The sequence below is a fragment of the Bacillus sp. 196mf genome (assembly GCF_003217275.1).
Classification (GTDB): Bacteria; Bacillota; Bacilli; order Bacillales; family Bacillaceae_G; genus Bacillus_A; species Bacillus_A thuringiensis_S.
Genome location: NZ_QJTG01000001.1, coordinates 132909 through 152465, shown reverse-complemented (window position 1 = coordinate 152465; position 19557 = coordinate 132909). Strand labels below are relative to the sequence as shown.

Sequence of the window (19557 nt, the reverse complement as noted above, 5' to 3'; positions counted from 1 at the left end):
TTAAAAAAGTTAACAATATATTTTGTCATAAAACGGTAGATGCTGAAGAAATATATTTCTCCAGCATCACGCAAAAAAGAACAGATATAAAACGATAATCTGCTCTAAAAAACGATTACATTTATCAAATTTACCTTATTAAATATATTATACATATACTTTCGTCTCTCGTTACATACTAAAAGATAACTATTATAGAAAAAGATTATTATTATGGAACTTCAATTTATTTATGAAAAGTTTATTCAGAGTGCTCAATACGCAAAATATCTTTTACAAATATGTGATGTGGATTTTCATCTTTATCAAGCATTGTACATACAGGAGCCTCTTCATCAAAGTATACAATCATTCCTTCTACATACTGATATGTATGTTGAACTTGTACAGTTACTTTAATTTCTATCGCTTCTTCATATGCTCTTTTTATTTTCTGAAGCATTTTTGCTGAACATTTTCGTTTCTCTGGATACATAACCATTCCCATAAATCTATTGCCGGCTCTATCTTTCCACATATAATCCCAATGTGGTAAAATGCCTTGTTTAAAATCGCCCATAATTCCCCTCTCCTTTATCTTTTATTTATTCCGCATTAAACGTCCAGTTGGTGAAGGTTACTAATCAGTGAGGGATGCCCTGCTGATCAAAATTCCCCTTTATGAACGTGGCGTTTCTGAATATGTATAAATCACTTGCCCGCCTCGCTGTGCGTTACCAATGAAATGCTTAAAGTCTTCTCTATTTACAACAACTTCTCTGAACGTATAAAATACATCTTTCGTAACAACATACTCCGTTATTTCACCATTTTTCAGCTGATCTAAAATTGTATTTGCTAATTCTTTATCCATGTATTTCACCTCTCTGCAATATTTTATTCTATCGTATATTCTATAGGTCAACAACTGTAAAATTATCCCGCTATTTGCGGGTAGTCCGATTGGTGTTGACTACTAATCAGTCGTGGAATGAACAAAAAATCTTACTGATTAACATTTCACTTTATCTTGTTGTTATGCCATGATTTTATTTTCGTTATTTCGCAAACAATATCGTTTTACTATATGTCCACTAAATATCATATACTAACATAGCTACTTCTCTATATCAAACATTTCGGCATTCAATTATGCAAAGTTCCATACCACTATGCTACAATATACAAATAGAACTAGGAGGGATACTATGATTCGGAAAGCAAAAAAGACAGATGCAATGGCAATAGCTCCTTTATTGTATAATGCTCTGCATGAAATTGCTGAAAAAATCACAGGTAGCACAGTTGAAGCAGAAGTATTACAAGGACTTGAGACATGGTTCTCAAAAGAAAATAACCGTCTGAGCTACGAAAACTGTTTTATTTATGAACAAGACGAAAGTGCAGTTGGAATTATTGTCGCTTATCACGGTAGTGAAGCAACACAGCTTGACGCACCAATTGTACATCACTTAAGAGAATTACATAAAGATGAATCAATTACGTTAGAAAAAGAAGCTGAGCTTGATGAGTATTACATTGATACATTATCAGTTTCAAGTGCACACGGTGGAAAAGGTATTGGTTCTAAATTAATTGAAGCTGCCGAAATCTATGCAACTGAAAAAGGGCATGAAAAAATCGCTTTACTTGTTAATTTAGAAAACACACGCGCCTATTCACTATACGAAAAGTTAGGTTATAAAAAAGATGAAATTGTTATGCTAGTAGGCGAACCTTATGCTCATCTCGTAAAACCATTAAACGTCAAAATTTCTATATCTTAAAAAGAAAGCACACGATTTATATAAATCGTGTGCTTTTATGTTAAATTCGTATTTAATATATTTCCATCCATCGCCTCGTGAAACGTATATGTTGTACATCCCCATGGCTTTCTATGCAAAATAGGAGAACCAGACCATCCCATTGCCCTCAGCTCCGTTCCAATCATCGAATTAAAATAATTATGACCTACAAGAGCAATACTTCCATGTACGAGAGCATAACGATGTAACAGGTAAGCCGCTTGCTTTGCCCTCTCTCTTACTTCCTTATAAGACTCAACATCTTTATGGTAGCCAAGTATCCATAATGTGCGCCCAATGAACATCCATACCTTAATTGTGCATTTCAACCACTTCGGAGCAAAAAAGTATGAAGGAACTTCAGCTTCTCTAAAAAGAGAGTTTTGCATAAAAGATAAAGAATCCGTTAATTCAGCTGCTGATTGTACAGCACGCCTTTGATCACTTGTTAAGACAAATTTCGCTGCTTCAATTGCCTCTATTGTTTCTATCGGCATTTTAGCTTTTTGTATCATTGACTCGGAATCATACTGTTTCATCCATTCGTGAAATGAATTAATTGTCATCGGTTCTCTTATACGACCTAAACAACCATGACGAATAAAAGAAATCTTCATTCTTTTCACTCTCCATTCATCACTTACGAACTCTATTATGCACTAGTTCTAAACATCATACCACGCAAGAAAAGAAAGTCATATACCTTTACATCTCCCCACCACTATCATGCGTTATCGAAGCATGGATACCATCCATCCCATCAAAATATGTACTCGTATCATATTGACGAATCTTTTTTAAATGCATATAAGAAAATAAAAATAAAATTAAAGCTATAACACTCCCCACAAATTCAAACATCATTTTACCGCCTCTAATTTCTCCCACTTCAGCAGGTTATTCTACTTTTTCATTATACCTCGATATAAAGATTCCCGCATTTTTGCTATTTTTTTCAAATAACATGGATTTTCTACATATTTTCTTACAAAAAGTGAATATTTTTCGAATTTTTACTTTGGAAACATTTACAAAGTAGGAAATATGGTTCAAAATAGGAGGAAATAAAAAAAACCCAAATTTATTCTTTTTTTGGGAAAACTGTAACAAGGAGAGTTGCTTATGCAGATCGCAGAAACTGGAGATATCATCGAATTTAAAGGTGGAATGCAAGGCCGTGTTCAAAAAGTAAATCAAAACTCTGTTATTGTTGATATAACAATTATGAAGAATTTTAGAGAACTAGATATGGAACCTCTTACAGTTGTAAGTCATAAAAACTATACTGTCATTAATCAAAATGCATAATATAATAGAAAGAAAGGGCCTGTATAGTATACAGGCCCTTTCTTTCTATTAACGATTATCAATTGTTTCCGGATATAGATCGTGGTTCATCATGCGGTAGTCAGCCATTTGTTCATACTTCGTCCCTGGGCGACCGTAGTTGCAGTATGGATCAATTGAAATGCCACCACGTGGTGTGAATTTCCCCCATACCTCAATATAACGTGGATCCATTAATTTAATTAAATCGTTCATAATAACGTTCATACAATCTTCGTGGAAATCACCATGATTGCGGAAACTAAATAAATACAACTTTAAAGATTTACTCTCTACCATTTTTTGCTCTGGAATATAGCTAATATAAATTGTTGCAAAATCTGGTTGTCCTGTTTTCGGACATAAACTTGTAAATTCAGGACAATTGAATTTTACAAAATAATCACGGTTTGGATGATTATTATCAAATACCTCTAATATTTCTGGGCTATATTCAAATAAATATTTTGTATTTTGATTTCCTAATAATGTTACATCTTTTAAATCTTCATCTAATCTTCCAGTCATTTTAAACATCCCTTCTCGTTATACGCCGCGTTTATTTCCCCATACTAACGCATGAAGCTGAGGCAATACTTTTGCATCATTCATCTCTTTACAATTTACAGCTTTATCAATCAGCCACTCATACTTATCTAATAATTTTTTAATAAGCATCGCATCATCCACTGTTTTTGTATCATCGTTTCCTACTTGCAGGAAAAATGGTACACCTGGATAACGTTCGTGCATCTTAACTGCATATTCAAAATCATGATCATCGAATACTACTACTTTTAAACTAATATCTTTTCCTGCTAGTTTCTGAATAATAGCATCTAACTTCTGAAAATCTGTTTTCATCGTCGAACTTGGTGGTTTTGGAGAAATTGTTACCTCATCAATTTGAAGTAACCAATCTTGCCATTTACTCCCTTGCGTTTCAATTGCCGTTCGCATTCCATTTTCTTTTAATATTGAAAGAAGAAACTCAATATTTTTCAGTAATGCCGGATTTCCGCCTGAAATCGTAACATGAGAAAAATTTTCTCCTCCAATTGCAACAAGCTCATCCCAAATATCTTCTGGTGTCATCTGTCTAATTTGATCTTTAGCTGATCCATCCCACGTAAAAGCAGAATCACACCAAGCACAGCTATAATCACAACCAGCTGTACGGATAAACATTGTCTTTTGCCCTACAACCATTCCTTCACCTTGAATAGTCGGACCGAATATTTCTAAGACAGGGATTTTACTCATCAAGCATCCACTCCCGTCTTACTTCCGCATAACTAGTCGGCGTCTCAAAGAGACGAACAAATTCAACGCGAGCTCCTTTATATTCGTTCACTCGATTCTCTTTTGTTAGTGCTTCTGCCATCTTTTCATAAATCCAAACGACCATATTTTCAGCAGTCGTATTCATTGCAGGTAACGTTTCGTTTAAATAACGATGATCTAAATAAATTTCGATTTCATTCTTCCAAATTTCTTTTATATCTCCAAAGTCAATTGCAAGACCTATTTCATTTACATATCCACTAATTCCAAATACAACTTTATATGTGTGACCATGTAAGTTTTTACATTTCCCTTCATAACAGTGTAAATGGTGTGCTGCATCAAATGTAAATTCCTTGCTGACCATTACTCTTTTATTATGGTATTTGAGTTGTTTACGCTGAATATCCTTGTCCATTTTTTGCAAATTCTCTACGATGCGAAATCCAAAAAAGTTATCCATTAGTTGTTCGCTCCTTCGCGTTCTTGTAGGTACGTATCTAATCCTGCTTTACGAAGTTGACATGCTGGACATTCACCGCAACCATCACCAATGATTCCGTTATAACATGTTAATGTTTTTTCCCGAACAAACTCAAATGCTCCAAGTTCATCTGATAATTTCCATGTTTCAGCTTTATCAATCCACATAAGTGGCGTGTGAATGACAAACGGGTAATCCATAGATAAATTTAAAGTAACGTTTAACGATTTCACAAACACGTCACGGCAGTCTGGATAACCACTGAAATCAGTTTCACATACACCGGTTACAATATGACGTGCTCCAACTTGTTTTGCCAATACAGCAGCAAATGATAGGAAGAGTAAATTTCGTCCATCTACAAATGTCGACGGCAATTCACCTTCTTCATGTGTAATCTCCATATCCGTTCTCGTTAACGCATTTGGAGCAAGTTGATTTAATAGACTCATATCTAGTACCGTATGCTTTATTCCTAGCTCTTTTGCAATTTCCGCTGCACAATCAATTTCTAGCTTATGACGTTGATTGTAATTAAATGTTACAGCTTCTACCTCCGCAAACTGCTCTATTGCCCAAAATAAACATGTCGTACTATCTTGTCCTCCACTAAAAACAACAACTGCTTTTTCTTTTTTCATTTCACTCATTCTCCTTCTCTACTATAAATAAGAAGAAAGAACGTTCTTGAACTGTCACAATAAAAAAACAAAACAATACCTAAGGATATTGTTGTTTCCATAGTTTTTTATAGAGGGAGTTCGCGAACCTCTCCCGCGCGGTGCACGGAATTTCTTCTTTCATTGACACAGCTTATTGTAACATATTGTATACTAGCGTAAAAATTTCTGATTTTTCCGCTATTTATCATTTCATTTCTTTCATTTTATAGTATGATTAATTTAATATAAGAAGAGAGGAGGCATCCCACTGAAATCCTTTATTATTTATCTCTTTTTAAATATATTATTCATCCTGATTACAATGCTCGTATATCATTTATTTTGGAATCAAAAAGGGAAACGCTCTCCTAAATTAAATTCAGCTATATTCATTGTACTCTGTTGCCTCGCTACCGTACTCTGTATTACATTTGCAGCAAAAACAAATAATGGTTTTCAATTTGATATGCGCCATATTGTATTAATTGTCGGTACATTAACGGGAGGGCCTATTGCTGGTGGTTCTATCTTAGTTGTATTAAACATATATCGCTTATTATTAGGTGGGATCGGTGTTTTCCCATCTCTTATCGGTTCTGTTCTTCTATTTATTGTTCTACTATTAACATATAAATTTTTCAATCGAACTTCTAATCGTATAAAAATAACACTTGCTATTATCTACAGTCTCACATACGGATTTAGTTGGATACCCTTCTTCCTTTCAAAGGTTACAAATAAGACTGATTATATACCGCATATTATTGTGTATGAGTTATGTTCAATGCTTGGTACGATTCTAATTTTATATTTACTACACATATTACAAACTCAAGTTCGTCTCCAAAACGAACTTATAAATGCTGAAAAATTTCATTTAATTGGTGAAATGGCAGCGTCTATCTCTCATGAAATTCGCAATCCATTAACTTCAACAAAAGGGTTTTTACAACTGTTACAATCAGATACATGCACTGAGCAGGAACGAAAATTATATATCGACATTGCCATTAACGGCATTGAACAAGCAAATCATGTTCTTACAGATTATTTAACCTTTGCTAAACCAAGCATTGAAAAAGAACAAACATTACAGTTAGAAGAAGAATTACTACATGCATTGTCGTTAATTACACCGCTTGCTAATTTAACAAATGTACGTACTCATTATATAAAGCAAAGCACTTCTTTTTTTATCGCTGGAGAAAAGCAAAAACTAAATCAATGTTTATTAAATATTTTAAAAAATTGCATTGAGGCTATGCCAAAAGGCGGTGATCTTTATTTCACATTAGTTCCTGATCATAAGCATATTCAGTTATATATAAAAGATACAGGAGTCGGTATGGATTCAGAACAAGTAAAACGTCTTGGCTCGCCTTTCTATTCAACGAAAGAAAAAGGCACTGGACTTGGAATGATGGTCGTATTCAGTGTTGTTCAAGCTATGAATGGAAAAATTGATATTATAAGTGAAAAAGGAATCGGTACAACCTTTTTATTAACTTTTCCACTCATACAAAAAACGTGATGAAATAATCATCACGTTTTTTCTGTTCCTTCAACTAATTCAGCAAAAGCTTTCACTTTTCCGTGCGGTTGTTGATTTTCTTTACGCGCTTTCCAGGCGCGCTCTTCTTCTCGCTTCTTCTTAGACATATTTTTTCAACTCCTTCTTTTCTTTCTCCATGTAGTATTCCAAAATAAGAAAGAAAACTATGCACGTATCAAAAAAAGAAGTGGTTTCCCACTTCTTCCACTTTAGCGCTGCAAAATTGCATGTTTCGCCTCTTTTAATTGCGTAAGATGTCTTTGTTCATGCAAATCAAGAAATTGAACCCATTGATACAAATTCAGATCATTAAAAACAGGATGCTTTAATCCATTTTCAAATAGATCTTTTTCATCTATAACACTATGAAGCGCATGTAATAGTTCTTGTCGTGAATGTTCTAGTAATTGAATTCCTTGCTGTTTTTTCATTAAAGTTTCTGTTGGTTGCATTTGCTGAGGAGCTTCTCGTTTATGTGTGCGATCAAGCGTAAGTTGGAGGTCTTTAAATGGAGTCATGTTTCTTTCATTTTTTTGTAAAGCATATACAAGGGCAGACGTGACAGATTGTTCAACTAAATGCAAGTGGTGTAAAATTTGAATAATACTCCATTTATCACGGCGTGGCTTTACATTCACTTCTGTATCATTTAACATTTCAATTTCTGATAATAGCGTGCTTCGAGTAGACTGTAATGAGCTTACTAAACTTTCTAAACTCACATCCATATTAGATTGAAGCATACTTCTTTCCCCCCTTTTTGTTGGTGAAAAGAGGTGCTCCTTATTAGAAACACCTCTTTAGTATTCTGAATTTTCTTTTATTATCTCATCATTTTCCCATTATGTCGATGTTAAACATGTGAAAAAAAGCGCATGTTTTTTACAATTTTGTGTCGTCAATCGCATGTAACCATGCTTCAATTTCTGTAATAACACTTTTCACACAGCCTTCAGCAAATGGTGATGTTAAATTTGCAACTTCTACTAATTCTAAGAACGATTTACTTCCACCTTGTTGGCACAGATTCACATAATCTTCCCATGCCTCTTGTCTATTATCTCTTGCACGTTTCCAAAATTGTAGCGCACAAATTTGAGCAAGCGTGTAATCAATATAATAGAAAGGTGAGCTATAAATATGCCCTTGACGTTGCCAAAAACCACCGCGCTCTAAATAATCATTATCCTCATAATCACGATGCGGTAAATATTTCTTCTCTATGTTACGCCACGCTGTCTTACGCTCTTCAGGTGATGCTTCAGGATTTTCATATACATAATGTTGATATTCATCAACAGATACACCATAAGGTAAAAACAGAAGTGCTGAACTTAAGTGAGAGAAGTAATATTTATCTGCATCTTCTTCAAAGAATAGCTTCATCCATGGCCATGTAAAGAATTCCATACTCATAGAGTGGATTTCACATGCCTCATATGTTGGCCAATTATATTCTGGAATTTCAAATTTACGACTTTCATATACTTGGAAAGCATGACCTGCTTCATGTGTTAATACATCAATGTCACCAGATGTTCCATTGAAGTTTGAGAAAATAAACGGCGCTTTATAATTCTCAATATATGTACAATATCCGCCACCAGCTTTTCCTTTTTTCGCAACTAAATCTAATAAATCGTTATCTAGCATGAAATTGAAAAATTCATCTGTTTCAGCCGATAACTCTTTATACATCGTCTTTCCATGATCAACAATCCAATCCGCATCTCCTTTTGGAGTTGGGTTACCTGTAGCAAACTCAAAGTTTTCGTCGTAATAAGCTAACTTCTCTACACCGATACGTGCTTGTTGTCGCTTTCTTAATTCCGTTGTAACGGGAACGATATAATCCAGCACTTGCTGACGGTAATTAGCCACCATCTCCGCATTATAATCTGTACGGTACATTCTTGCATATCCAAGTTCAACAAAGGTTTTGAAACCTAAAGATTTTGCGATTTTCGTTCTCACTTTAACAAGCTCATCATAAATACGATCTAGTTCTTCCTCATTTCCAGCTAAAAATCCGTAGTATGCTTCACTTGCTGCTTTACGTTCGCTTCTTTCTTTTCCTTGCATAAACGGAATCAATTGCGATAACGTTCTTTCTTCTCCAGCAAAGTCAATTTTTGCAGATGCTAATAACTGTGTATATTGCGACGATAATTTATTTTCTAATTGTAAATCTTTCACGACTTCATCTGAATATGTTTTTAAATCACATTCTGCTAGAGCAAATAATTGTTTTCCATAATACGCCTCTAATTCTTCACGAAATGGAGAATTAATAAGTGCCTTATAATATTTTGTACCATATCCTTGTACAACTGGAGAGAATTCATCAAAGAAATCCTGCTCCTCCTTATAAAAAGTATCCGTCGTATCAACAGAATGGCGAATGTAACAAAGGTTTCCCATTGTACCAAAATCGTTGCGAATTTCATTAATTGAATGAATGACTTGTTTTTGTTCTTCTACAGTTTTTGCGTTATCAAACTTCTCTAAAGCAATAGTAAATTTCTCTTTTAACTCTTCAATATTTGGGCGTTTATATTCATAGTCTTTAAATGACATGAACGAGCCTCCTCTCCATTACATACCTTTATTATAATTCAATACGTATTCTCGAATTCCCTCTTAATTTTCAACAAAATTCGGCAGTGACTACTCTGAGTTCATTGCAAATAAAAAAGCCCTGGATTTATTTATCCAAAGCTCCTTTGGAACATATTATTATTTTTCATACTTCCCAATTTTTTTTAATAGATCAAGTAATTCATCTTTTTCATCTTTCGTTAACATTTCAAAAGACTGATGTATAACTTTCTCATGCCCCGGAAAAATAGAAGCAATAAAGCTCTCGCCAGACTCAGTTAATTGCGCGTAAATAACACGTCTGTCATTCGGACATGGGATTCTCTTTACTAATCCCTTTTTCTCCAGCTTATCTACAACATATGTAATGCTGCCACTGGCTATTAAAATGCGCTCACCAATTTGCTGGAGTGGTTGACCGCCTTTATGATATAGCAGTTCTAATACAGCAAATTCAGTTGGATTTAATCCGTTACTTTGTATAGATTTATTTGTAGTATCCATAACAGAACGATGTACACGAGATAATGCAATAAATACTTTTAAAGATTGAGAAATATCTTCTCGTTCATTATTTGATGTCATACAACTTTCAACCCTTCACTTAAATTCTCACCAATAAAAAGAAAATGCCACTTCATACTTCATGTGAATTCCGAATGAGCATTCACTCATCCATTTCCTCTCCCCTAATATATTAAGAATCATTCTTGAATAAAAACATGACAATTTTAACATAGTTTATATATAATGATAATAAAAAAAGAAGGAGTACCACATTTGAAAGTCAAATTCCAAAGCATAATTATATATATATTGCTTGTTATCCTACCGACAATAGGGATTGGTGCTACATTTTATTCGTATCATACATATAAAATGAAACAGGAAAACAAATTATCCGCTCATACAGTTCTCTTTTTATATAGAGATTATTTAGATCATCATCTTGGTGAAGCAATTTCTGCTTTAGACATGCTTGCAAAAGTTGTAGGCACCGAGACTGGTAATATAAACGGCATTAAACAAATTGTACATGATACAGATGGGAACGATGCACGCTTTTCTGGTTTATATTACGCTACACCAGAAGGGGTCATTACAATCGCATCTGAAGATGAATCAAAGCCTATAGATGTTTCAGACCGTAAATATATTCAAGACGTGCTACAAACTAAAAAAACCACTGTATCATCAGTCATTACTGATCGCGTTCTTGGACATAAAGCTATTATGATTGCTACCCCCATATTCAATAAACAGAAAGAGCTCTCAGGATTATTATTAGCTAGTTTACGCTTTGATTACATTTCATCTTCTTTAAATGCCATTAAACCACAATACCATTTTGAGGTAACTGATAAACATGATGTAGTTTTTCTAACCGATGATAATAACGACACAAGTGATACGCATTCTAATATGCTTACTACCCCACTCCAAAGATTAAATTGGAAGGTCTCTGTTTCTCCATTACCTATTCATCAGAAAACCTTATACCAGTGGGTTGCAATAGAGTGTATCGCTACTTTATTTTTAATATCTATTTTATTTTTACTTGCTCAATATATGTTGTTAAAACGTCAAACAAAAATTGAAAGACAACAAAACGAACTACAGAAAATTGAATTAGTTGGAACTTTTGCAGCAAGTACAGCACACGAAATCCGTAATCCTCTTACTGGAATTAAAGGACTCGTCGCTCTATTAAAAGAGAAATATAAAGATGAACAAGATCAGTTCTACTTTTCCGTAATTGAACAAGAAATAGAGCGAATCAATGAAATTGTAAGTGAATTTCTTATTCTCGGAAAGCCAACCGCCATCATCGAACAAACATATGATGTAAGAACAATTCTAAATGAGGTAGCATTAATTATTCAATCTGAGGCGAATTTACATAACATTGTATTCCATTTACATTTGCCAGACCATCCTGTTCATATCCGTTGTTCGAAAGACCATATGAAACAAGTGGTTTTAAATATTACAAAAAATGCAATTGAGGCTATGACTTCTAATGATACACTAACCATTGTAGTAAAAAACAATGAAACACATGCACAATTGCAGATTATAGATACTGGGAAAGGGATTCCACAACATATTCAAAAACACCTCTTTCATCCGTTCTTTACTAATAAAGATACTGGAACAGGTCTTGGACTTGTCATATGTAAACGAATTGTAGAGATGTATAATGGGCATATTTTTATTGACAGTACAGAAAACGAAGGAACGACAGTTCATATCGAAATTCCGTTACACATAGTATAATTATCCTTATCCTATAAGGGTAATTATACTTATTTCATAAAACCAGCGACAAGCATTCGCCAAAAATTATTTGATTTTCCTTCATACCCGATTTGGAAAATAGGTATTTTTATAATTGAAAACCATTTCGGTGTTTGTTTTTCTTTATAACACTGATATTGTAAAATAAGCTTGTCCAATTCTTGACTAACTTGAATTGTCTCCTTACTATTTAGCCCACTTGTTAATCCTAGTTGAATCATTTCTTCACGTTTCATATGAATATCACGTGAAAGCTTTTCTAATGTGTACTTCCTTTTTACAGTAAACATCCATATCCCCCTTATTATACTTCCATGCTCTCAAGTTCACTTCTCCATTGACTTTTTTAACTACTTAATCATATGCAAATTTGAAGAATCAGAAAATTTAACATTTTCTCCCTGTAATTTACAAATCTTTACCCTCACTTTGAGAATTATTACAAATTATTCTATCTTTGTAAATACATTCGCAATAATAGACATTTTTTTCATCTTCTTTTTTTACAAATTCTACGTAAACCGGGGATTCTTAATTTTCCACCTACTTTTCTTCGACATTTTTTGTTTAATTTATATAAAAAAGCAAAACATAATGATGATTGATAAAGTGAAACTTTCATCAGTGTTTTTTGTTCAGCCCCACTGATTATTAGCATTCACCAATCGAGCGTTTATTGACAGTGAATCTCCCACCTATCCAGCCCAATGTTGAGGTGGGAGTCTTACTACCCACAAATAGCGGGATAACAAGAGAAAGGAAATATTTATATGCGAAAATATACGATTGCATTATTCATCATTGTTTTGTTTTTACCGTCCTTCTTATTTCCTATTCAAGCAACTGCTCATACGAATAAAGTTGCTATTGTCATTGATGATTTCGGCAATAATATGAAGGGGACTAATCAAATGTTGTCACTTCCAATTCCACTAACTGTTGCTGTTATGCCTTTTCTTCCTTCCACAAAAGAAGATGCAATAGCTGCCCATAAAAAAGGTCATGAAGTTATTATACATATGCCAATGGAACCTATTAAAGGTAAAAAAGAATGGCTTGGACCAAAAGCCATTACAACCGATTTAAGCGATGAAGAAATAAACAACCGACTTGAACAAGCAATTCAAGAAGTTCCGCATGCAATTGGAATGAACAATCATATGGGGTCAAAAGTAACAGCAGATGAAAGAATTGTTCGCCTTATACTTGCTGCTTGTAAAAAACACGGTTTATTTTACTTAGATAGTAAAACGAATCCTAATAGTGTCGTCCCAAAAATAGGAAAAGAATTAGGAGTTCCTATTATTGAAAACCAACTATTTTTTGATGATGTGTATACAGCAGGACATATTTCAAAACAAGCCCAATTACTCATCAAAAAAATTCAAGAAAAGCCTATTATGGTAGCTATCGGGCATGTGGGCCCCCCAGGTGAAATTACATCACGCGTTATTGAAACTTCTATCCCTAAAATTCGTGAGCATGCAGACTTTATTTTTTTATCTGATCTAGCATTATCCCCGCCTCCTGTTTCAAAATAAAGTTCATTACTCACATATAACCAGCCCTCACCAATCGGGCTTTTACGGGAAGCCCCCCATTGCTTTCACTGAATTTTGAGGTGGGGATCTTACCGCCCACAAATAACGGGACAAAAAAGTACCTATCTGTATATAACAGATAGGTACTTTTCTTTTTAACTTAAATATAATCTACATGACTCACTCTGAATCCTTTTTTCTCTATTTTTCCGATTAATTGCTTTAATCCTGTTTCATCTAACTCATCTGATATATTTACAATAACCCGACGGATATATTGATCACCGTTATCGAGTGTAAACAAACCACCGATATTATATGCTTTTAACAATGTCCCAAGCTCTTTAATCGTCCCCTTACAATCTTGTGTTGCAATTGTTAATATATAACCACCTGTTCGCATACCAAATGAATCTTCAATAACATCAAATATATTCGAATGCGTTAACATACCGACAAATTCATTATAATCATTTAGCACGGCTAAAAACGGAAGCCGACGAATTACATAAAAGGCTCTGAAGAAGGAATCCTTTTCAAAAATAAATGCATCGGAATTGTCAAGCATATCTCCTGCACTTACATGATCTAATCCGCTATTGCATTTTTTTTCTAATAAATCTACTTTATAAATAATCCCCGTGAATTTCTTCTCATCTTCTGCTAATACCGGGATGGCTCGAAATCCCGTTTCGTTCATCATTTGCAGTGCCTCTTCACCAGAATCATTTATTTTGCAAAATGTTACTTGCTGCTTTGGCAGAAAATGATATTTAACTCGCAAAATATGTTCCTCCTTACATGTCAACATGTAATCTATATATAATAAGGAGACCTATATTTTATGAGTGAAATTATTTTTAAAACGCTTTCATTTATTTATTAACTTGTATCCATATCACATACATTTTTATATAACAGAGCTCCTTGCGCCCTTAATCATTAATAACTTTACATGATAGTTCATTAAATATTCTATACCCTCTAGCCATTTTTTCGATTCTTCTGGCGTTTTCCCCCACACAATCATGCCATAATTATGAACAAGAACTACTCCTCCACCTTCAATGAAATTCGGAACATTACTTTCTAATAAATCAGCGAATTTTTTTTCATCTTCTACAATTGGAATTGTCATTTCTGTTATACCTTCTTTTCCGAAAACACGCTCCACACTGCGTTTATCGAACGTTACTTCTCCTTCTTCTCCATATAACTCTGATATTAAATGACTATCTACAGTCTGCACTTGTAAAATACATCCTGCACTACTTTTTTTATAAATATCTGCATGCATAAATGACTCTGCAGCTGGTTTTTCTTCATTTTCAAATACTGACTCGCACATGCAATTTACGACAATAAAATCTTCTTCCGAAAATAGCCCTTTATCTCTTCCCTCAACATTTACTAAGAATGTTAACGGCTCTTTTGACGTACATAGCGATAAACTAATTTTGGTACCATAAAACCAATCACGAAGTGCCAATTCAGATTTCACATCTTTTAATTCATTCCATTTCTTCAGAAAAAATAACATTTCGTCACCCCCGGCATAATATTCATATAAGGTTCGAATCCTTTCTATGTAAAAGGAATATTTTTTGATTATTCTAAAAATTTAATTGAATTATCACATGAGAACGCTTTTTTGTCAATATAGTTTCGTGGTTCTTCTTTAAAATAGGCTATTCATATGTCTATACTTCTATCTATTGCCTATTTCATTTTGCACATAAAAAAATAAGCTATTCTTTAATTAAAGAATAGCTTATTTCCCTCATTTTTTATCCCGCTATTTGCCGGACAGTAAGACCCCCACTGATTAAAGTTTCACCTTATTTCTTTATTGCATTATGTAAAAACTGTGCGTATTGTTCACGTGTTACGAAATTATCTCCTAAAAAGTTCCCTTCCCCGTCACCTTTTGATATTTTATTATCTACTAAAGCTTTCACATATCCTTTCGCCCAATGGCCATTTGGTATATCTTTAAAGTTCTCTGCACTATTTTCATTTTCTTTTAACTGAAATACTCTTTGTAGTACTACTGACATTTCATATCGAGTTAATACTCCATCTGGACGGAATGTATCATTTCCATACCCTGTCATAATACCAGCTTGAACTACTGCATCAATAGCCGTTTCATACATATTTCCTTTCGTATCTGTAAATGTCGTTTTTGGTTTTAGATTATTTTCTAATTTTAAGTACCTTTGTATTAGAAGTGCTACTTGTCCACGAGTAATGTTATCCCCAAATCCAAATTCACCATTTCCATAGCCTATAAATAACTTTTCTTTCGCTAAGTAATTAATTGCTTCTTCTGACCAATGTCCTTTTGGTACATCTTTAAATTCTACCACTTCTGTTTTCTCATCTTCTTTAGATGTATTACCGTCTTTACTTTCTACTACATTTTGAATAACAGATCCTGTAAAGAAAATTCCTGTATCCGCGAATGGATCTTTCACACCAAATTCATATACTTTCTCACCTGGTGTACTCCATTTCACTACACCATTACTATATGTACCGTTATCGCTCTTCAGACGGATTTTCGTAGAAACCTCACCATCTTTTTCATATATAGGTACTTTTACTTCTTTATTTACTTCTGTTTCCTCTAAAAATACTTTTTGATTTTGGACATTAATATAAGCCGTCTTACTTAGTTCTATAACTGGTCGGACATCACGGATTTCATTTGCAACAAAACTTAGAAATACTAATTTTTTCAAATTGCTCACTGGTGATAAGTCTGAAATATAATTCGCTTCTAAATCAAGCTTTTGTAAGTTTACTAGACTTGATAATGGCGTAATATCCTTTAACTCATTGTTAGGTAAGTGTAATTGTTTTAACTGTGTCATCTTACTTAGAGGAGTAACATCTTTTATTTCATTTTTCCCGATCCACAATTCTTCTAATTGCTTCATTTGCTCAATGCCGGATAAATCTTTAACTTTATTACGTGTTAATACTAAGTCTGTTAAAGGTAATGAATATAACGCTTTAATATCTTCAATTTGATTACCTGCTAAAGTTAAGTATGTTACATTTTTCAAAGCGCTTAATGGAGCAACGTTCGTAATTTTATTATTTGCTAAATTCAAGTAATCTAGTTGTTCCATTTTCGCTAATGCTGTTACATCTTCTATTTGGTTGCCTGATAGATATAAACTTTTTACATTTTTCATTTCAGTTAGTGGTGTAACGTTTGTAATTTTATTATTACTTAAATCAAGAGATTCTAAATTATCCATCTTAACAAGTGGCGTTACATCTGCAAATTCATTACCACGCAAAGCTAAATGATTTAATTGCTTTAAGTTCGCAAAGAACGACGGGTCTTTTATCTTCGCATTCGCAACTGTTAAAGATTTTAAATTTGGCATATATTTTAATGCACTATAATCAAGTATCTCATTTGTATTTAAAAATAAATCCTTTACTTGTAATAACTCTTCTTTCGTAATTGGTGTATTTAAATCTTTTCTATTAAATACTTTTTTATTCACAAGTTCTCTTAATTTGTTATCTGTTATCATATTTTGATTATCAACTGGATTATCCGTTTCCGTATTGCCTGAATTAGAGTTATCATCTGGTTTCTCTGTTTCTTTGTTACCTACAGTTGGATCTTTAATTTCAAATTGAACTTGATATTTGTGATCATATCCAATAGCTGGAATAAGTATATGCATTTGCATATTGTGCTTCTTCTCAAACTCGCCAATTTCAAATTGGACTACTTTCGTTCCGTTCTTCCTCTTATCTTCTGACAAAACCTTCACATCATGAAATACACCAGGCTGGTTTCTATCTTCTATTCTAAGATATTGAAAATAATCGCTATCTTGCATTGTTACAGTGACAATTTTTTTACCAGCTGCAATCGTTACTTTAGGATCTTTTATATATTGAGAAACCATAGATGGCTCGTCTTTTTGGTCCTTATATATTTTAATTTCAGTATCATACGTGCGATCACTCGCTGCTGCTACCGATTGATTTGCTTCAACTTTTAATGCCGCTAATGCTGGAGTAGAATACGTAGCAAATGGAATTGCTAATGTTGTCGCTACTACTAGCGCCTTCATATAATTTTTTTTCAAAATAATATCCCCTATCATATACAATTTTTATAATTGATAACCCTTATCAATTACCTACAAATAAATGATAATGAATATCATTATCATTGTCAATGAGAATATTACATTAAATTTATATTTTTAAAGATAAAAATAAAAAGCCCTTTATTCAAAGGGCTTTTTTACCTATCGTATGAAGAATTTCACTTTTTTCCTTCTCATTGATGACACCAATTTTTTGCAAAATATTCGCGTACAATACAAGTTTATTATATATTCGTTCTGACATGTTCTCCCTTCTTTCCTTCGACCAACTTTTTTTGTATTGGTAAATTATATGAAAGAGATGAGAAAATGTGTCCACTTTTTGCATAAATGCAAATCTTTTATTTTACGATTTGCAGACAATAAAACTCCCTCCTAAAAATTAGGCGGGAGTTTAGGTACTTTCACTTTATTTAACAAACTGTCCACTGAATATTATGCTTCATAAGTTCTTCTTCAAAACTATATGGCATTTTTTTATCACAAATTACATGTTGAATACGTGAAAATGCTGCTATACGATAATTCCCTTTCACGCCTACCTTCGTATGATCACATAAAATATATGTTTTCTCAGCTAATTTCATCATCGCCTCTGACAATTTCGCTTTCTCTAATTCAAAGCTGGAAACTCCAAAGCTAGGTAATAACCCATCAATCGAAACGAACGCTTTATGAAAATGGAATTGCTGTATTACTTGCTGAGAAATAGACCCTGATACACGCGAATGCTTTGGAGATACTTTTCCACCTATAAATAAAACTTCACCGTGAAACATCTTTTTATTAATAGAAGAAATTAATTGTGTTGCGACTGGAAATGAACTTGTTACAATCGTTAAGTTTTTACGATGAACAAGGTATGGAACCATTTGAAGCGGTGTACTTCCATCATCAATTGCAATGACATCACCATCTTCTACAAATGTCGCTGCTTTATAACCAATTCTTTTCTTCTCTTCTATATGTAGCATTTCTCTTTCTAACATTGGCGCCTCTACCCCAGCGCCTGGAAGTTGAACAGCTCCACCATACACTTTTTTCAGCTTCTTTTCACGATCTAATTCTTCTAAATATCGACGAATCGTTTCTGTTGATACAGCAAATTCTCTCGCTAATTCTGAAACCTTTACTTTTCCTTTAAATTCTACCTTTTCAAGAATGGTTCGCTTTCTTTCTTCTCCTACTACAGACATAGATTCACCTCATTACTCTCCACTTCCTCTTCCGTTAAACCGAGCTCACTACTTCCAAGAATTACACCAACTGTCCACATTCCAGCATTTCTACCTTCTTTCATATCTGATACTGTGTCCCCTACTTTTATCATATGGTTCATCGGATACACACCAAGTTCCATTGCATTTTTATAGCACATCCATGGGTATGGGCGGCCTGCTGGAACATCATCTGGCGTAACAAGAAAATCAGGTTTATATCCTTGTAACGCTGCTTCCTTTGCTACAATATCCATCATTTCTCTCGTATAACCAGTTGTTGAACCGATTTTAATGCCTCTCTTACGTAAAGAAGCGATCACTTCTTTTACCCCATCAATCGGCTTAGCATAATTTGGCAAAATAGAAAAGAGAATTTCTTCAAACTCTTCATACATCTCATGAATGTCTGCTTCTGTTGGTAAGTGACCAAAGACACGCTTCCACTCATCCGCAATACGAGGCATTTCTGTTAGTGCCCTTACATGATCTATTTTTAATAATCCCATTGGCTTACGTGCTTCTTCTGCTGTAATTTCAACGCCGCGTTTATGAAAAATCTTCATGAATACTTCTAGTGGTGCAAAGCATCCGTAATCAACCGTCGTACCTGCCCAATCAAAAATAACTGCTTCAATTTTCATTCTGTCCATCACCCTTCTT

The 19557-nt window shown here is 33.8% G+C and carries 22 protein-coding genes, 1 pseudogene and 1 riboswitch; of the genes and pseudogenes, 5 read left to right on the top strand and 18 right to left on the bottom strand.

Features of this window, described 5'->3' with window-relative positions:
* Positions 1-241 precede the first annotated feature (241 nt).
* Together ATL10_RS00820 and ATL10_RS00815 are read right to left on the bottom strand one after the other, a co-directional pair.
* Positions 242-559 (bottom strand): hypothetical protein, encoded by a 318-nt coding sequence (locus ATL10_RS00820; RefSeq protein WP_000502199.1) that lies wholly within the window; start codon positions 557-559, stop codon positions 242-244.
* 99 nt (positions 560-658) lie between these two features.
* Positions 659-853, bottom strand: coding sequence for a hypothetical protein (locus ATL10_RS00815; protein WP_000356686.1), 195 nt, complete (start codon positions 851-853; stop codon positions 659-661).
* Between the two features lie 334 nt (positions 854-1187).
* Here ATL10_RS00815 and ATL10_RS00810 point away from each other — a divergent pair, with 334 nt between their 5' ends.
* On the top strand, positions 1188-1766 hold the full coding sequence (locus ATL10_RS00810) for a GNAT family N-acetyltransferase (RefSeq protein WP_110496244.1): 579 nt from the start codon (positions 1188-1190) through the stop codon (positions 1764-1766).
* Positions 1767-1801: 35 nt separating this feature from the next.
* Here the strand turns inward: ATL10_RS00810 and ATL10_RS00805 are convergent, their stop codons facing one another.
* Together ATL10_RS00805 and ATL10_RS31025 are read right to left on the bottom strand one after the other, a co-directional pair.
* On the bottom strand, positions 1802-2404 hold the full coding sequence (locus ATL10_RS00805) for a histidine phosphatase family protein (RefSeq protein WP_075720137.1): 603 nt from the start codon (positions 2402-2404) through the stop codon (positions 1802-1804).
* Positions 2405-2492: 88 nt separating this feature from the next.
* Positions 2493-2675, bottom strand: coding sequence for a hypothetical protein (locus tag ATL10_RS31025; protein ID WP_002004691.1), 183 nt, complete (start codon positions 2673-2675; stop codon positions 2493-2495).
* A gap of 234 nt (positions 2676-2909) precedes the next feature.
* Between ATL10_RS31025 and ATL10_RS00795 the strand changes: the two genes are divergently transcribed.
* Positions 2910-3095, top strand: a complete 186-nt coding sequence (locus ATL10_RS00795) for a YkvS family protein (protein ID WP_001165082.1) — start codon at positions 2910-2912, stop codon at positions 3093-3095.
* 48 nt (positions 3096-3143) lie between these two features.
* On the opposite strand, the gene queF is transcribed toward ATL10_RS00795, so the two are convergent.
* Genes queF through queC form a run of 4 tightly spaced genes read right to left on the bottom strand, consistent with a single transcriptional unit; the run spans position 3144 to position 5522 of the window.
* Positions 3144-3641, bottom strand: coding sequence for a preQ(1) synthase (gene queF / locus ATL10_RS00790; protein WP_001986050.1), 498 nt, complete (start codon positions 3639-3641; stop codon positions 3144-3146).
* Between the two features lie 18 nt (positions 3642-3659).
* On the bottom strand, positions 3660-4376 hold the full coding sequence (gene queE / locus ATL10_RS00785; protein WP_000036299.1) for a 7-carboxy-7-deazaguanine synthase QueE: 717 nt from the start codon (positions 4374-4376) through the stop codon (positions 3660-3662).
* Entirely contained in the window at positions 4369-4860 is a 492-nt protein-coding gene (gene queD, locus ATL10_RS00780; RefSeq protein ID WP_000368414.1) for a 6-carboxytetrahydropterin synthase QueD, read from the bottom strand. Before queD ends, queE begins: the two co-directional genes overlap by 8 nt.
* The gene (gene queC / locus ATL10_RS00775) at positions 4860-5522 is read right to left on the bottom strand and encodes a 7-cyano-7-deazaguanine synthase QueC (RefSeq protein WP_000711595.1); all 663 of its coding nucleotides are present in this window, start codon (positions 5520-5522) and stop codon (positions 4860-4862) included. Before queC ends, queD begins: the two co-directional genes overlap by 1 nt.
* A 93-nt stretch (positions 5523-5615) precedes the next feature.
* Positions 5616-5659, bottom strand: a riboswitch (PreQ1 riboswitch).
* Positions 5660-5865: 206 nt separating this feature from the next.
* Between queC and kinB the strand changes: the two genes are divergently transcribed.
* Positions 5866-7074, top strand: coding sequence for a sporulation sensor histidine kinase KinB (gene kinB, locus ATL10_RS00770; protein ID WP_000964151.1), 1209 nt, complete (start codon positions 5866-5868; stop codon positions 7072-7074).
* A gap of 11 nt (positions 7075-7085) precedes the next feature.
* On the opposite strand, the gene ATL10_RS31580 is transcribed toward kinB, so the two are convergent.
* From ATL10_RS31580 to ATL10_RS00750, 4 genes are all read right to left on the bottom strand, one after another.
* The gene (locus ATL10_RS31580) at positions 7086-7202 is read right to left on the bottom strand and encodes a DUF6254 family protein (RefSeq protein WP_000038355.1); all 117 of its coding nucleotides are present in this window, start codon (positions 7200-7202) and stop codon (positions 7086-7088) included.
* 102 nt (positions 7203-7304) lie between these two features.
* Complete coding sequence (locus ATL10_RS00760) at positions 7305-7838, bottom strand: DinB family protein (protein WP_000941977.1); 534 nt, start codon at positions 7836-7838, stop codon at positions 7305-7307.
* A 139-nt stretch (positions 7839-7977) separates the two neighbouring features.
* Positions 7978-9672 carry a M3 family oligoendopeptidase gene (locus ATL10_RS00755; RefSeq protein ID WP_097925260.1) on the bottom strand — a complete coding sequence of 565 codons (1695 nt, stop codon included), beginning with the start codon at positions 9670-9672 and terminating at the stop codon, positions 7978-7980.
* 159 nt (positions 9673-9831) lie between these two features.
* Complete coding sequence (locus ATL10_RS00750) at positions 9832-10278, bottom strand: MarR family winged helix-turn-helix transcriptional regulator (RefSeq protein WP_090975890.1); 447 nt, start codon at positions 10276-10278, stop codon at positions 9832-9834.
* Between the two features lie 195 nt (positions 10279-10473).
* On the opposite strand from ATL10_RS00750, the gene ATL10_RS00745 reads away from it, so the two are divergent.
* A complete protein-coding gene (locus ATL10_RS00745) occupies positions 10474-11970 on the top strand; it encodes a DUF3149 domain-containing protein (protein ID WP_110496242.1) in 1497 nt (498 codons plus the stop codon).
* 29 nt (positions 11971-11999) lie between these two features.
* On the opposite strand, the gene ATL10_RS00740 is transcribed toward ATL10_RS00745, so the two are convergent.
* Positions 12000-12281, bottom strand: coding sequence for an aspartyl-phosphate phosphatase Spo0E family protein (locus ATL10_RS00740; protein ID WP_000495527.1), 282 nt, complete (start codon positions 12279-12281; stop codon positions 12000-12002).
* Positions 12282-12761: 480 nt separating this feature from the next.
* Between ATL10_RS00740 and ATL10_RS00735 the strand changes: the two genes are divergently transcribed.
* On the top strand, positions 12762-13532 hold the full coding sequence (locus ATL10_RS00735; RefSeq protein WP_001234112.1) for a divergent polysaccharide deacetylase family protein: 771 nt from the start codon (positions 12762-12764) through the stop codon (positions 13530-13532).
* Between the two features lie 160 nt (positions 13533-13692).
* On the opposite strand, the gene cbpA is transcribed toward ATL10_RS00735, so the two are convergent.
* The 5 genes and pseudogenes from cbpA to phnX all read right to left on the bottom strand — a co-directional run.
* Positions 13693-14316, bottom strand: coding sequence for a cyclic di-AMP binding protein CbpA (cbpA, locus tag ATL10_RS00730; protein ID WP_098566878.1), 624 nt, complete (start codon positions 14314-14316; stop codon positions 13693-13695).
* A gap of 126 nt (positions 14317-14442) precedes the next feature.
* Entirely contained in the window at positions 14443-15072 is a 630-nt protein-coding gene (locus ATL10_RS00725; protein WP_053564937.1) for a class II aldolase/adducin family protein, read from the bottom strand.
* A gap of 298 nt (positions 15073-15370) precedes the next feature.
* A complete protein-coding gene (locus ATL10_RS00720; RefSeq protein WP_110496240.1) occupies positions 15371-17671 on the bottom strand; it encodes an NEAT domain-containing leucine-rich repeat protein in 2301 nt (766 codons plus the stop codon).
* Between the two features lie 419 nt (positions 17672-18090).
* A complete protein-coding gene (locus ATL10_RS00710; protein WP_000117666.1) occupies positions 18091-18873 on the bottom strand; it encodes a DeoR/GlpR family DNA-binding transcription regulator in 783 nt (260 codons plus the stop codon).
* A 14-nt stretch (positions 18874-18887) separates the two neighbouring features.
* A pseudogene (gene phnX, locus ATL10_RS00705) lies at positions 18888-19538 on the bottom strand (phosphonoacetaldehyde hydrolase); the annotation flags it as partial.
* Positions 19539-19557: the final 19 nt, after the last annotated feature.

Bases quoted from the DNA above. Each gene is read 5' to 3' on its own strand.
- ATL10_RS00820 (WP_000502199.1), bottom strand. From the start codon at position 559: ATGGGCGATTTTAAACAAGGCATTTTACCACATTGGGATTATATGTGG.
- ATL10_RS00815 (WP_000356686.1), bottom strand. From the start codon at position 853: ATGGATAAAGAATTAGCAAATACAATTTTAGATCAGCTGAAAAATGGT.
- ATL10_RS00810 (WP_110496244.1), top strand. From the start codon at position 1,188: ATGATTCGGAAAGCAAAAAAGACAGATGCAATGGCAATAGCTCCTTTA.
- ATL10_RS00805 (WP_075720137.1), bottom strand. From the start codon at position 2,404: ATGAAGATTTCTTTTATTCGTCATGGTTGTTTAGGTCGTATAAGAGAA.
- ATL10_RS00795 (WP_001165082.1), top strand. From the start codon at position 2,910: ATGCAGATCGCAGAAACTGGAGATATCATCGAATTTAAAGGTGGAATG.
- queF (WP_001986050.1), bottom strand. From the start codon at position 3,641: ATGACTGGAAGATTAGATGAAGATTTAAAAGATGTAACATTATTAGGA.
- queE (WP_000036299.1), bottom strand. From the start codon at position 4,376: ATGAGTAAAATCCCTGTCTTAGAAATATTCGGTCCGACTATTCAAGGT.
- queD (WP_000368414.1), bottom strand. From the start codon at position 4,860: ATGGATAACTTTTTTGGATTTCGCATCGTAGAGAATTTGCAAAAAATG.
- queC (WP_000711595.1), bottom strand. From the start codon at position 5,522: ATGAAAAAAGAAAAAGCAGTTGTTGTTTTTAGTGGAGGACAAGATAGT.
- kinB (WP_000964151.1), top strand. From the start codon at position 5,866: ATGCTCGTATATCATTTATTTTGGAATCAAAAAGGGAAACGCTCTCCT.
- ATL10_RS31580 (WP_000038355.1), bottom strand. From the start codon at position 7,202: ATGTCTAAGAAGAAGCGAGAAGAAGAGCGCGCCTGGAAAGCGCGTAAA.
- ATL10_RS00760 (WP_000941977.1), bottom strand. From the start codon at position 7,838: ATGCTTCAATCTAATATGGATGTGAGTTTAGAAAGTTTAGTAAGCTCA.
- ATL10_RS00755 (WP_097925260.1), bottom strand. From the start codon at position 9,672: ATGTCATTTAAAGACTATGAATATAAACGCCCAAATATTGAAGAGTTA.
- ATL10_RS00750 (WP_090975890.1), bottom strand. From the start codon at position 10,278: ATGACATCAAATAATGAACGAGAAGATATTTCTCAATCTTTAAAAGTA.
- ATL10_RS00740 (WP_000495527.1), bottom strand. From the start codon at position 12,281: ATGTTTACTGTAAAAAGGAAGTACACATTAGAAAAGCTTTCACGTGAT.
- ATL10_RS00735 (WP_001234112.1), top strand. From the start codon at position 12,762: ATGCGAAAATATACGATTGCATTATTCATCATTGTTTTGTTTTTACCG.
- ATL10_RS00725 (WP_053564937.1), bottom strand. From the start codon at position 15,072: ATGTTATTTTTTCTGAAGAAATGGAATGAATTAAAAGATGTGAAATCT.
- ATL10_RS00720 (WP_110496240.1), bottom strand. From the start codon at position 17,671: ATGATAGGGGATATTATTTTGAAAAAAAATTATATGAAGGCGCTAGTA.
- ATL10_RS00710 (WP_000117666.1), bottom strand. From the start codon at position 18,873: ATGTCTGTAGTAGGAGAAGAAAGAAAGCGAACCATTCTTGAAAAGGTA.